Here is an 11288-nt window from a genome sequence, read left to right on the forward strand (position 1 = left end):
GCTCGCGCAGCACCAGCCGGGCCCGCTGCCGCTCGCACTCCAGCCACCCGGCGAACGCGGGCGCGTCCCCGAAGGAGAGACCGTCGAGGAACTCCCCGCGCCACAACCGGAGCGCCCCCGCCACCGTCGGGTCCCGGGTGAGCTGCCGGTAGTCCACGAAGCAGTCGTCGGCGGCGCGGAAGCCGACATGGTCGCGGGTGATGTCGAGCCAGCCGCCCACGTCCTTGCGCAGCTCCGACAGCGCCAGCCGCAGGCTGCCCCTGGCGTTGGCGTCGGGACGCTCGCCCCACAGCAGCCCCGCGAGCTCGGCCCGCGAGCGTGCCCCCGGCGTGGTGGCGAGGTAGCAGAGGAGTGCCCAGGTCTTAGCGGAACGGATCCGCACCGGCCTTCCCCCGACAGCTAGCTCGGGCGTGCCGAGCAGCAGCAGGCTGAAGGAGTCTCCCATACGAAGACAGTAGGCGTGTGCCTGCCGCCCGACTGTGTCAGAAGGCACGGAGATCGTGTGCTCTATGCCATTGACCTGCGATCTAACGATGTGCTCACGCTGCGTCCGCGACTCTGATGCCGCGTTTCGCGACGGTCGCGAAACGTCAGCGTCTCCAGGAGGAGCAGCATGCATTCTCGTAAGGTGATCGCCGCACTCGCCCTGACCGGAGGTCTGGTGGCGCCGATGGCGTTGGCCGCGACCCCGGCGGCCGCCATGGCCGGCTCGTGCCGCGTGGAACTGTACGACATCGACGCCGGCAACGTGGCCGACCGGGACGGCCGGGACGAGCTCCGGTTCCTGGTCGATGGGAACCTGTTCCCCAGGATCAACGCCAACTACTTCGGCATGAACGCCGGTGACGACGGGAATCCCGGCGACTTCGAAGACCCGACCTCGATCATCCTGAACACCCAGGACGTGGACTTCGACCTGCGCGAGGCCGACGGCCCGATCTGGGGACAGGGCGACCGGCTCGGCACGGTGACCGCCCCCGGCAGCACGTGCGCCGGGCTCGCCACGGGCGCCACCAGGACCATCACGAGGACCCTCACCGGGACCGAGCAGACGGCGTACTCGTACGTGGTCAGCCTTAAGATGACCGCTCTGTAAGCGCCCTCGGAGCTGAGGCCGCGCTGCCGCCGCGGGGCAGCGCGGCAAGAGCATCGGCGGCGCGGCCGTCGACGACGAGGCCATGCTGTCGATGGCCCTGCACCTGCACGGACAGAACCTCAGCCTGCGCGACATCGCCGCCCGGCTCGTCACCACCACGGGCAAGCGGAAAGGACGGCACCCATCGCCGGCGACCGTCCTGCGCATGCTCCGTGACCACGACGCCAGGACGGATTCTTGGGACCATCCGGTCGAAATTAAACGATAAGCCTCCGCCGCAGGTCAGAAGGTTGCGGGCTGAGGCATCGCGGACGAACTGATCTCGGTTTGGGCCGGAACTCAGTAGTAGGCCACGTTCACGGCCAGGGCGGCCGCCGCCAGCGTGAAGAACACGGACCAGGCGCCGAAGTGGTGGTCACGGGCCCGCAGGTGAACGCAGAACGCGCCGAGGAAGTACAACACGAGGCCGGCGGCGGCGAGCAGGCCCAGCACCGGAACGGCGAACCCGGCCAGCAGTCCCAGCGAGCCCGCCGCCAGCATCACGCCCAGCGGGAGCATCCAGGAACGGGGCACGCGAAGCTGGTCCGCCTGCTTCTTGGGGTATTCATGGCCGATGAAGTTGGCGATGGCGGCCAGGCCGACGACGGCCGAGGCGAGGAGGGTGATCACGAGGTAGGCGGCGAACACGATGGTCCCCTTTTCCGTGAGAGTGATAGGCCGGTTGGCGCACTACACGGACGAGACGAGCTGCCGGGAACGTGACATGTCCCGGTGTGATGTGGGTCACGGCTCCGCCGGCCGACGCCAGGGACGACGTCACATCGGTTGAGCACCAGGTGCATGAGGTGGTGAAGGTCGCCCACCTGCAGTGCCCAACGAGCTGGTCAGACGATCGTTCCGACGTGGGAAGCAGACCCCGGCACCATCACACCGTGTCGACACGGGCCAGCAGCGCGACCCCGGCCGCTGCCCGCGCGGCCGCCTTAACTTCGCCGCGGCGGAGGCCGAGCTTCGCTCTTGGGTGGATGCGCGTGCGTGGACGACCGAGGGCGGGCCCAAGGCGTTGTTCGACGCCGCTGTGGGGTGGCTGCGCGAGCGGCGGGTGCTGCTGCCCGGGGTCAGTGCGCTGGCCCGGCTGGTCGCGGGAGTGCGCGATAAGGCCACGCAGCGGCGGCCCCTTCGCGGCACGCGGTGACGGCGCGCAACCGGACTGTTAGCTGTGCGGCTCAGTCGCCGCCGAAGTCGCCCCCGGTCGCCGACACTTTGGTGACGGCCGTGTACCGGATAACAGTCCCTTATCCGGTACATGTGCCCTGGAGCGCTCTCGACATCCCAGGTCACCCCTCACCAGGGGAAACACCCGTTGTCGGGTAGCCCCGGCGCATTGCTGCGCCGGGGCCCCCTCAGAACCGGGCGAGCGGGTTTTCCCCGCACCGCGGCTCAAGCAAGCCACGAGGGCGTCACGGGCTTGATGACGTTGTTACCGGTCTCCTGCGGTTGCGTGCTTGGAGGCTGCGGTTGCAGGAGGTGTGCGCGAGGCGTGTGCGCTTCCCGTCCGGCATGCCATGTCGTTCGTGGGTGAGATAGCTGGCCGCTATCGCCCGCCGCACGACGCTGAGCCACCATCGTTCCCATTCGTGCGGGGATTGCGGCGGCTGGTCGGCGGTGAGGATGGGTTCTCCGCAGAGCGGGCACCGGCCGTCCTGCTTGGCGAGCAGGCCCTGGTTGTAGCTGTCCAGCGGGGGTTTGACCTTCCGTCGCCGTTTGGCCCAGTACTCGGTCAGGTCAGGATCGTCAGGAGACGCCCTGCCAGTGACGAGCTGGTGCCGGACGATACCGGTCCAGGAGAACTTGATCAGGTGAGGGACGTCGCCCCGGTCATTGACCGAAGTGAGGTCACCGAATACCCATCGGGCATTCCTGAACCGGTGGTGCCTGCCGAAGTAGCGTGAGGCGATCCACTTCTTCGGCTTGTTGGGGTGCATGCGCATGGCCCACCGATAAGTGAGCCACCACATGTGGTTGTCCAGCGAGGAGAAGACCCGGCTGGACACCGCCCCCCGGTAGTAAGCGGCCCATCCCCGAATGATCGGGTTGAACCTGGCGATGACCGCCATCGCATTCGAGCCGCGCAGGCTACGCATCTCCTCGGCGAGCCTTCTCCGGATTCGCCTGACCGCGCCCGAGCTTGGTTTGATCAACAGCCTGCCGTTTCGCGGGTAGTAGCGGACGTTGAACCCGAGAAAATCGAAGCCGTCTTCGCGGTGGACAACTCGCGTCTTGTCCCCGTTGAAGACCAACCCCCTCGGCATCAGCCACTCAGCAAGCCGCGCCTTGACCTGCTCGGCCTGCCGCTCGGAGTAGCAGCAGACCGCGAGATCATCGGCATACCTCACCAAGATCGGGGTGCCCGCCACCGCCTTCCCGGCATCAACACCGGTCGTGCGATAGCGAACTCCTGCGGCCTCCTCCAATCCATGGAGAGCCACGTTCATCAGCAGCGGACTGATCACACCGCCTTGGGGCGAGCCCTCATCGGTCGGCGTGAACACCCCGTTCTCGACCACTCCGGCCTTCAGCCACTCCGCGACCAGTTCTCTGGCGGGGAAGGTGCCCAGAGCAGCGAGAAGCCGGGAATGATCGATTCTGTCGAACGCGGCCGTCAGATCGGCGTCCAGGATCCACACCCTCTTGGCTTTTGATCCTCTGAGGGTGTTGAACAGGGAGCCGATCGCGTCGGCGCAGCCGCGACCCGGTCGAAATCCATAAGAGCGAGGTTCGAACCGAGCCTCCCACTCGGGCTCCAGCGCGTTCTTGACCCGTGCCTGGTGGCACCGGTCCATGACCACGGGGATGCCGAGCGGGCGCTGTTTTCCATTGGCCTTGGGTATTCGGCCCGCTGGTAAGAATCGCGGCACACGGCCCAAACGAGCGGCGTCGCCGCAGGTCACGGTGCGCGACGGTGTCACCCGCAGAGGGCGGGTTTCGGTCCGGGCGTTCGGGGATGAGTCAGGCACCCTGCGGCGCGATAAGGCTGGTTCGGGCGTTTTCGCAGGTCGCGTTGCTCGCTAAGTGCTTTTATGTCAAGCCGCCCAGGAACTCCAGGTCACTCACAGCTACTTTGCGTCTGGTCGCACGGATGCCGAGCGGAGGGCCATGATTTCACACCGGTGCAGCCGATCCAGCATTCGCTGTAGTAGTAAGGAGTTGTAAAGCGGGATCTTGGGAAAGTTTTTGCAGGTCCGGTGGAAACCAACCGCACAACCATGACCATGGCGAAAACATGACAGGCGAGGAGAGACGACTTTGGGCCGTTCGACGCAGTGGAAGTTCCTGCTGGAGGGCTGGGAGAAGCGCAGCGTGTGGGGCTGGGATGACGACGAGTTCGTCCAGAGTTATTGGGCGGACCTGTACAGCAACGAGAACTCGGACGACGAGCCGGACGGGAAATTCCGCGGCGGGGAACCCCCCAAGTGGTCCCTCGACTGGAGCGCCCTGTACAACGAGATCCTCAATTTCACCAACGCCGATCCGGATCACCTCGAACAAGTGATGACCGACAGCATGCGCTGACCCGCCCGGACCAGCGGCTCAACCCGGGCCCGCGGTCGACGCCGCGGCCGGGGGCGGCCGGTAGGCCTGGCGGCGCTCGGGCCCGCTCCCGCAGGCCCGGGCATCGGGGCGCGGCGACCCGCTCGTTTGGGCCGTGTGCCGCGATTCTTACCAGCGGGCCGACTACCGCCAGGCCGCACGCCTGGCCGGTCGGATCCAGCAGCACGACCAGGACGTCCCAGACGTCCGGCAAGACGTCCCCGTAGACGGTCACGACGTCCCGGACGTCCGCGAGGACGTCCCCGCTGAGGAAGACGTCCCCATCGGGCGGCAGTGGAGCGAGACCGATGTGTGCCTGGCGCGCGTCGATGGCCGCTGGCACCTGTACGGCCCCGACGGCGACCTGCACGTCCCGCAGTTCGGCCTGTTCGGCGAAGGCATCGCAGCCCGCGACCAGGCCGCAGCCCAGGAAGCTGCGGCCGCCGTCGTCACCACGTTGACCGGCCGGGCGGTGACCGGCTGGGACCGCGACGCCTGGAGCCGCTCGATCTACGGCGAGTCGACCTGGTACGCCTGCCTGGCTGACTGAGCAGCGCTCGGCGCGTCCGGGATTCGTCGCGCGAAGGCCTGCGCCGCGGTGCGCGACGAAACCCGCGCGAGGAAGTTGAAACAACCCTGCACACCCTGCACGCACCCCGGCGGGACCCCGACCCTCCGCAAAGTCACCGAAAAGCTGACCACGACGGCCCGGGGCGGAAGCGGGGCGCCGCGTCACGGTCAGCACGTTTCGGCAGTTTCGGCAGGAGGTCTACGCGCGGGCGCGCAGGGCGGCCGGGATGATCTAGGTTCCGGGAACCTGCCTTCCCGTTACCTAAACGGGGTGACGAAAATCGATGCTGGGGCGACCGCTTCGTGCGATCTACTTACCGGGTATGAACACCCTCCTGCTCGCGTCCTATGGCGTCATGGACCCCCGTCAGTACATGCGCTTAGACCAAGCAACGCGGAAAATGATCTGTGCTCACTGCGGCTACGGCACCACCCAGACGAGCCGCAACGTCCGTAGAATCGCGCCGAAGTACGACGACAGCCTGAACGACCCCAAAGGGGGCGTCTTCGAGAAGACGTGGAGCTGCGACTACTGCGACCAGGTGACCAGGTGACCATCGAGCTGATCACCTGCGGGTCGGCTTCCAGCTCCTCGGCCTCCAGACAGGTCAAAGAGATCATGCAGATCTGGCCTGCGCGCACCATCAGGGAGCTCCCGTCAGGGGTACCTGAGCCGATCCGCGACCGGTTCCAGGAAGGCTCGAGGTGTGAGGGAGCGGCCGCGTATCGAGGCGCGGCCGCGATGTATCGGGCGGCTGTGGAGGAACTGTGCAAGGAACGCGGCGCCACCAGTTACAAGCTGTACGACAAGATCGAAGGGCTCCGGGGGCAGCTTGATGACGACCTGATCGTTGATCTGCACGAGGCGCGCATGCTGGGCAACGACAGCGTGCACGACGGGCTGACCTACTCCCCGGAGGAAGTCGCCAACGTCGCCGAGCTGATCGTGGAGATGACACAGACGCTCTACATCGAACCGGCGAAGAAGGCGGCGATGCGTGAGGCTCGCAAGCAGCGCCGGGAGGCGCACAAGAACGGCGAGAGTCCTGCGGATTCCTGACCGGTATCCGAGAAAGTGACCACTCGGGCCGACGCCGTTAGGTGACGAGAAGCTCAATTCTAGAAAGTAGACGCACCGCTGGATCAGTCCTCACCGAACAGCGCGGACAGCCCGGAGAGCATCTGCAGCAGGATGTCGACGTTGCCGATCGCGGTGACCAGGCATTCGCGGGCCGCCTCGATCTCGGCGACGTGCTCTTTGACCGTCTCCACGTCGGGCACCTGCCCGGCGCCGGCCACGCCCAGCAGCCGCTGGAGGCCCTCGGCGGCGTGCGCGGCGGCCAGCGGGATCGGCCCGGTGGCCGGGTCCTGGGCGATCAGCCGTAGCGGGCCGGACACCCGCAGTGCCTGCCAGCGCAGGAAGCCCACGAGCTTTTCCGCGTCGTCGGCCACGCCCGCGGTCACCAGCTGCTCGTGGTGCGCGGCGGCCAGGCCCTCGGCGTCGGCGGCGCTGGTCTCGGCGAGCATCGCCTCGACCTGGACCGCGCCGAGTAGGGCGTTGGCGAGCCGCATCCGGTAGGGGTCCGGCCCGCCGAGTCGGGCGGCTTCGGCCGCGTGTTCGGCGGCGGTGTTGGTCCCGCCGTACAGGCCCAGGGCGGCCAGGGCGGTGCCGAGCTGCTGGGCGGAGGCGGGCTGATCGGACGACAGCGGAGGGAAGGTCATGGCCGCCCACCGTAGGGCGTGGCGGTCCTCGGGCGACGCCGATTTCGCGACTTTCGCGACACCCCTATGCGCGGGCGCGCGAACAGCTCGGCGGGCCCCGTCTCGCCCCCGGCCCGGAGTGTGGCCGACGCTTGCCGCCGGTCCAGTCGGCCGCGCGCCGGCCCGGCACGCCGTGGGGGCGAGACGGGGATCGGGCGAGGAGAGGAGAGCAGAGGTTCAGGGGCGCTGAACCCACCGCAGTCCGCGGCGCAAGTTAGTAGATAAGACCGCCTTACGGACTTGGCCCCTGGAAAGGATCGAGTCGTTCGAGGGCGCCGCGGCGCGGGGCAAGTTAGAACACAAGTCGGACTTACCGGCCGCGCGGCGGCGCCGGTTCGGCGAACCCCTCGAAACCTTCACCGGCGCTGAACCCGCCGCGATCCGCGGAGCAAGTTGGTAGATAAACCGGAGTTACCGATCCGAGGGCGGACCGGCTCCTCCGTCGCCGGCGTCGGCGAGGAGGGCCAGGAGGGCGAGGAGCCACGTCCGGCGACGTCGCCAGGGCCGTGTCCGGGGAGTGATACGAACGCCGATCACAGAAGACCAACACCACGAAGGAGAAGACGACGACACGACGAACAGACACACGAACACCAACGAGACAACGACCACGAAATCAGAGAGACAGACCAGACAGTTCAGACTGAAGATCCATCAGAAAGAACGAACCATCACACGAGACAGTGCTAAGGCATCGTCATTTCATGACAATGCGTAGCAGGACACATACAGGAAAATCAGCGACAGTGCTAAGACATCCGATCTGCGCAGAGCGTCAAGCTCCCGGCTCTGACGAATAGCGTCAAGATCGTTTTCTGGAATGATGGAGGGATGTCTCGACCGCGAATCCGCGTCGCCGCCTACGTCATCCGCTACCGATCCACCCCGGAACTTCTTGTCTTCGATCACGTCGGTTCGCCCGACGCCGGTACTCAGGTGCCGGCAGGAGGGGTCGGGCCGGATGAAAGCCTGGAACAGGCTGTTCTGCGAGAAGTCGCAGAAGAGACCGGCTTGACCGAAGTCTCCATCATCGGGCCCATCGCGGTGGACAACAGGCCGCGTGCCGATGACGGGCAGCTGCGGCAGACAACGTTCTTCCAGCTCACGGCCCACCCAGATGGCGCTGATGCATGGCAGCACCATGTTCGTGGCGATGGCGAGGACGCCGGCCTTGAGTTCGCGTGCCGCTTCGTCCCGATACCGCTGGCCAAGCGGTTGGCCGATGCTCAGGATGCTTGGCTGAGTTGCATCGATCGACGATGGGGGAAGGCGGCGAGCTCGTTGTAGGCCTTGCGGTTTTGCAGGCAGTGGAACAGGCATCCGAGCATCCGGTTGAAGGTGTTGCGCAACGCGCTGGAGTGCCGGTCGCCCTCGGCGCGCCGGTAGTCGTAGTGGGCTCTGGGGCCTGGTGCCCGTAGGGAGGCGAAGGACCACACGTAGCCGACGGCGGCCAGGCGCTGGTTTTTGACCTTGCGGTGGTGGACGACCAGGCTCTTGCCCGAGGCGCGGGTGATCGGCGCCGAACCGGCATAGGCCTTGAGCGCGCGGGCGTCGGCGAAGCGGGTTTGGTCGTCGCCGAGTTCGGCAAGCACGCGGGCGCCGGTCAGGTCGGCCAGACCGGGGAAGCTGGTGATGATGGCCGCGTCCGGGTGCCGGCCGAAGGCCTCGCCGGTGGCCTCGGCGAGCTGGTCGGCGGCGCGGCAGGCAGCGTCCAGTTGCAACAGCAGGGCCTGGGCCTGGCGGCCGAGGGCTTCTTCGACGAGCGGGAGCCGGCGCAGCTGCTCTTCGCCGAACAGCGCCTGCAGCCGGTTGATCCAGGTCTCGATGTTGCGCTGGCGCCCTGAGCCGCGTAGCAGGGCGTGCAGTCGGCGGAAGGTGAGTTTGGCGGCCGCGGCCGGAGTGGGCGCCGCCTGCAGGACGGCACGGGCCTCGCGGGAGGTCAGGCCGATGTTCTTGACGTGGAAGGCCTTCAGTGCCGCGGGGAAGTACTCGCGCAGCAGCGAGCGCAGCTGGTTGGCCAGCTGCTGACGGTTCCAGACCGCGTCCTGCTGGGCGCGGGCCAGTACGGCGATCGCCTGGGCCAGCTCGGAGTCATCCGGCAGGGGCCGGTGGTGGTCGGCGTCGACGCGCAAGATGTTGGCCAAGGTCATGGCGTCGGCGTGGTCGGACTTGGAGCGGGCGACGGTGTGGCGTTCGCGGTAGCGGGCCACGGCCAGTGGGTTGATCGCGTACACCTTGCGGTCGGTGGCGCGCAGGCACGACACCAGCAGGCCACGGCCGGTTTCGATCGCGACGGGGATCAGATCCTCCGGGCGGTCGCCGTGTTCGGCCAGCAACTCGACCAGGACCCGCCAGCCTTCGGCGTCGTCGCTGATGCGTCGTTTGGCCAGCAGCTTGCCGCCTTCGTCAACCAGGGCGATGTCGTGGTGTTTCTCGCTCCAGTCGATTCCGCATGTCACCGTCACCGGCGCCTCCTTGGTCGGTCGTTGGCCCAGGTGAGCCATGCAGGGGCACGCCACGCCCTAATGAGAGAGCTCGGCGGCTCGACATCCGATCAGCGGTTCGTGGCCCCAGCCGGCCGCAGGTCCGCGCTCTGCGCAAGGGCTCGAAAGGTCCGGGTAGACAAAGCGGTGTCTCCTGCGGCTGGCTCACGTCACGATCGTGCCGAATCGCACGAACTGGCGGGTGGTGGTCGACAGGGACCGAGGCGCACAGTCTTAGCAGAGGACTCGCGGTCCGGTATCAACACAGGCGTTCACTCGGCCCCCGTCGACGACCACCCGCCGGTCGCTCACCCTCACCGCGTACGGCCTGCGATGAGAAGTCCAAGCTCCAGTTCAAGTCGAGACGTCAGCGGGATGAGCTCCCGAGTCGGGAAACTCGGGGTCGTACAGAGTCATTAGGCATCGTCACTTCGCGACGATACGGGCACAATCAACTACCTCCGGTTAGCGCCGGGAGAGATCGGCGCACAATGGCCTTTCCTGTCCCGGTGACATACGAGGTGAGCTTCTTGGCCGATCAGCGACAGCCCACGACGCAAACTCAGCAGTGCCCTACCTGCCAGGCCGGCCCCGGTTCCGACAACAGCCTGACCATCATGGGAGGCGGCGAAACCCTCACCAAGATCTGGCACGCTCCCGACTGCGCTACCCACCTGGAATGGCAGCAGCGGATGCAGGCCGGAGCCGAGAAGGCGCGCCAGGAGGAGGAGTGGGCGGCCGTGGCCTTCCCCGCCGGCTACGCCCGCCTGCAGAAGGCGCTGGGGGAGCTGCCCGCCGAACAGCGTGGCACTCCGTTCGTCGCCGCGCTGGCAGAGCTGGCCGAGCTCCAGGCCACCCGCCGCGCCTCCGGCGGGGGGTTTGTCATCCTGCCCGAATGGGCCGAGATCTTCGACCGGCATTTCCTGCCGGTGCAGCCGTAGCCGAACCTCGGAGCGCGGCCAGGGCCGATCGTCCGCGCGCGGACAATGGCTTCCCGCCCATTGGGTGACCGGCTACTAATGTTCTGTGGACCATCTGTACTGGGACATCGGATCGTGCGCGGGCGGCGCCTGCTTCGAGGTGGAGCTGCGTGGGTCGGCCGCCCGGGTGTGCCTCATGGACGTCGACGACTACCAGGCATACCTCGACGGGGACGCGTACCAGTATCACGGCGGCTTCTACGACGTCAGCCCCGTCGTCCTGGAGGTGCCCTATGACGCCTACTGGTACCTCGTCGTCGACAGCAACGCCCACCGGATCAAGGTCGCCGTCACCGAGGTCTTCGACTGACCGAGGTTGCCCCCGCGCGCAGGGGACGCGCGGCGCGTCCTCTGGGCCGTGCTCCCCGCCCAAGTCGCGGGCGGTCTCGGCGGTGGCCACCGCCGTGAGGTAACCGGTCTGGAGGCGAAGAGTTTTCAGAGTTTCGCGAGGGGTCTACGCACGGGCGCGCGAGCTCCCCGATCGATCTTTGGGGAGGATCGGAAGGATTTCGGCGGTAGGGCTGAAGCGGTGATGATCTACTGGGTCAGCGGGTCGGCCACAACTTCACGCTGTTGTCGCAGCTGGCGGTGGCGAGGGTTGTGCCGTCCGGGCTGAACGCCACCTCATAGACCTCGTCGGTGTGGCCGGTGAGGGTGGCGATGGTGTTGTGGCCGGCCACGTCCCACAACCGCACCGTGTTGTCGCCGCTGCCGGTGGCGAGGGTTTCGCCGTCCGGGCTGAAGGCCACCGACTCAACCCAGCCGGTGTGGCCGGTGAGGGTGGCGACGGTCTTGCGGCCGGCCACG

The 11288-nt window shown here is 67.3% G+C and carries 14 protein-coding genes and 2 pseudogenes; 10 read left to right on the plus strand and 6 right to left on the minus strand.

What is annotated here, in order from left to right; all coding sequences use genetic code 11:
• A pseudogene (locus ABZ260_RS33810) lies at positions 1-445 on the minus strand (hypothetical protein); the annotation flags it as partial.
• A gap of 168 nt (positions 446-613) precedes the next feature.
• On the opposite strand from ABZ260_RS33810, the gene ABZ260_RS33815 reads away from it, so the two are divergent.
• Both ABZ260_RS33815 and ABZ260_RS33820 read left to right on the plus strand, forming a co-directional pair.
• Positions 614-1096, plus strand: a complete 483-nt coding sequence (locus tag ABZ260_RS33815) for a hypothetical protein (protein ID WP_355625874.1) — start codon at positions 614-616, stop codon at positions 1094-1096.
• Positions 1097-1178: 82 nt separating this feature from the next.
• Entirely contained in the window at positions 1179-1364 is a 186-nt protein-coding gene (locus ABZ260_RS33820) for a hypothetical protein (RefSeq protein ID WP_355625876.1), read from the plus strand.
• Between the two features lie 71 nt (positions 1365-1435).
• Here the strand turns inward: ABZ260_RS33820 and ABZ260_RS33825 are convergent, their stop codons facing one another.
• Complete coding sequence (locus tag ABZ260_RS33825) at positions 1436-1783, minus strand: DoxX family protein (RefSeq protein ID WP_355625878.1); 348 nt, start codon at positions 1781-1783, stop codon at positions 1436-1438.
• A gap of 181 nt (positions 1784-1964) precedes the next feature.
• On the opposite strand from ABZ260_RS33825, the gene ABZ260_RS33830 reads away from it, so the two are divergent.
• Entirely contained in the window at positions 1965-2291 is a 327-nt protein-coding gene (locus ABZ260_RS33830) for a DUF4158 domain-containing protein (RefSeq protein ID WP_355625880.1), read from the plus strand.
• A gap of 265 nt (positions 2292-2556) precedes the next feature.
• Here the strand turns inward: ABZ260_RS33830 and ABZ260_RS33835 are convergent, their stop codons facing one another.
• Positions 2557-4113: a reverse transcriptase domain-containing protein gene (locus ABZ260_RS33835; RefSeq protein ID WP_355625882.1), complete on the minus strand. Its 1557-nt coding sequence runs from the start codon at positions 4111-4113 to the stop codon at positions 2557-2559.
• Between the two features lie 289 nt (positions 4114-4402).
• Between ABZ260_RS33835 and ABZ260_RS33840 the strand changes: the two genes are divergently transcribed.
• The 4 genes from ABZ260_RS33840 to ABZ260_RS33855 all read left to right on the plus strand — a co-directional run bounded on the left by ABZ260_RS33840 (position 4403) and on the right by ABZ260_RS33855 (position 6317).
• On the plus strand, positions 4403-4669 hold the full coding sequence (locus tag ABZ260_RS33840) for a hypothetical protein (RefSeq protein WP_355625884.1): 267 nt from the start codon (positions 4403-4405) through the stop codon (positions 4667-4669).
• 133 nt (positions 4670-4802) lie between these two features.
• Positions 4803-5237 carry a hypothetical protein gene (locus tag ABZ260_RS33845; protein ID WP_355625886.1) on the plus strand — a complete coding sequence of 145 codons (435 nt, stop codon included), beginning with the start codon at positions 4803-4805 and terminating at the stop codon, positions 5235-5237.
• Positions 5238-5658: 421 nt separating this feature from the next.
• The gene (locus ABZ260_RS33850; RefSeq protein WP_355625888.1) at positions 5659-5811 is read left to right on the plus strand and encodes a hypothetical protein; all 153 of its coding nucleotides are present in this window, start codon (positions 5659-5661) and stop codon (positions 5809-5811) included.
• Complete coding sequence (locus ABZ260_RS33855) at positions 5808-6317, plus strand: DUF4145 domain-containing protein (RefSeq protein ID WP_355625890.1); 510 nt, start codon at positions 5808-5810, stop codon at positions 6315-6317. Before ABZ260_RS33850 ends, ABZ260_RS33855 begins: the two co-directional genes overlap by 4 nt.
• Before the next feature lie 83 nt (positions 6318-6400).
• Here ABZ260_RS33855 and ABZ260_RS33860 read toward each other — a convergent pair whose 3' ends face one another.
• Positions 6401-6979 carry a DUF6245 family protein gene (locus ABZ260_RS33860; protein WP_355625892.1) on the minus strand — a complete coding sequence of 193 codons (579 nt, stop codon included), beginning with the start codon at positions 6977-6979 and terminating at the stop codon, positions 6401-6403.
• Between the two features lie 870 nt (positions 6980-7849).
• Here ABZ260_RS33860 and ABZ260_RS33865 point away from each other — a divergent pair.
• On the plus strand, positions 7850-8305 hold the full coding sequence (locus ABZ260_RS33865; protein WP_355625894.1) for an NUDIX domain-containing protein: 456 nt from the start codon (positions 7850-7852) through the stop codon (positions 8303-8305).
• Here ABZ260_RS33865 and ABZ260_RS33870 read toward each other — a convergent pair.
• Positions 8245-9483 (minus strand): IS110 family transposase, encoded by a 1239-nt coding sequence (locus ABZ260_RS33870; protein ID WP_355625896.1) that lies wholly within the window; start codon positions 9481-9483, stop codon positions 8245-8247. The two genes, ABZ260_RS33865 and ABZ260_RS33870, sit on opposite strands and share 61 nt — an antisense overlap.
• Before the next feature lie 635 nt (positions 9484-10118).
• Between ABZ260_RS33870 and ABZ260_RS33875 the strand changes: the two genes are divergently transcribed.
• A complete protein-coding gene (locus tag ABZ260_RS33875; RefSeq protein ID WP_355625898.1) occupies positions 10119-10442 on the plus strand; it encodes a hypothetical protein in 324 nt (107 codons plus the stop codon).
• A gap of 85 nt (positions 10443-10527) precedes the next feature.
• Positions 10528-10791 carry a DUF1883 domain-containing protein gene (locus ABZ260_RS33880; protein WP_355625900.1) on the plus strand — a complete coding sequence of 88 codons (264 nt, stop codon included), beginning with the start codon at positions 10528-10530 and terminating at the stop codon, positions 10789-10791.
• A gap of 235 nt (positions 10792-11026) precedes the next feature.
• Here the strand turns inward: ABZ260_RS33880 and ABZ260_RS33885 are convergent.
• Positions 11027-11288: pseudogene (locus ABZ260_RS33885) on the minus strand (hypothetical protein); the annotation flags it as partial.

It is taken from the genome of Streptosporangium sp. NPDC006013 (assembly GCF_040614275.1).
GTDB lineage: Bacteria > Actinomycetota > Actinomycetes > Streptosporangiales > Streptosporangiaceae > Streptosporangium.

Bases quoted from the DNA above. Each gene is read 5' to 3' on its own strand.
- ABZ260_RS33850 (WP_355625888.1), top strand. From the start codon at position 5,659: ATGATCTGTGCTCACTGCGGCTACGGCACCACCCAGACGAGCCGCAAC.
- ABZ260_RS33820 (WP_355625876.1), top strand. From the start codon at position 1,179: ATGCTGTCGATGGCCCTGCACCTGCACGGACAGAACCTCAGCCTGCGC.
- ABZ260_RS33865 (WP_355625894.1), top strand. From the start codon at position 7,850: ATGTCTCGACCGCGAATCCGCGTCGCCGCCTACGTCATCCGCTACCGA.
- ABZ260_RS33860 (WP_355625892.1), bottom strand. From the start codon at position 6,979: ATGACCTTCCCTCCGCTGTCGTCCGATCAGCCCGCCTCCGCCCAGCAG.
- ABZ260_RS33875 (WP_355625898.1), top strand. From the start codon at position 10,119: ATGGGAGGCGGCGAAACCCTCACCAAGATCTGGCACGCTCCCGACTGC.
- ABZ260_RS33815 (WP_355625874.1), top strand. From the start codon at position 614: ATGCATTCTCGTAAGGTGATCGCCGCACTCGCCCTGACCGGAGGTCTG.